Origin of the sequence: Enterobacter sp. K16B (genome assembly GCF_020216105.1) — a bacterium.
GTDB lineage: Bacteria > Pseudomonadota > Gammaproteobacteria > Enterobacterales > Enterobacteriaceae > Enterobacter > Enterobacter sichuanensis.
On sequence record NZ_JAIWJZ010000135.1, the window covers coordinates 1 to 485 of the forward strand.

Here is a 485-nt window from a genome sequence, read left to right on the forward strand (position 1 = left end):
GGCGCTGCTCGACCGTTCGCACCAGAACGCCATTTACCAGGACATGTCCGCCCCGCAAATCGTGGAAAAAATCCTGCGCGAGCGCCACGGTATGCGCGGCCAGGATTTTCTGTTCTCGCTGTCAAAAGAGTACCCGCGCCGCGAGCAGGTGATGCAGTACGGTGAGAACGACCTGCACTTTATCACCCGCCTGCTGGGCGAGGTGGGTATCTGGTTCCGTTTTACCACCGACACGCGGCTGAACATCGACGTGGTGGAGTTTTACGACAGCCAGCAGGGGTATGCGAAAGGTCTGACGCTGCCGTCGGTGCCGCCGTCAGGGCAGCACTCAAAGGGGGTGGACTCGGTGTGGGAGATGGAGAGCCATCATAACGTGGTGCAGAAGCAGGTCAGCACCCGGGACTACAATTACCGTCAGGCCACGGAAGACATGAACACCCTGGTGGATGCGACCCGCGGGGATGCCACCACCTGTGGGGAGGCTT

Annotated in this window: 1 protein-coding gene; it reads left to right on the forward strand. The window is 60.6% G+C overall.

What is annotated here, in order from left to right:
- A partial coding sequence (vgrG, locus tag LDK53_RS20690; protein WP_225287951.1) for a type VI secretion system tip protein VgrG occupies positions 1-485 on the forward strand: 485 nt, incomplete at both ends.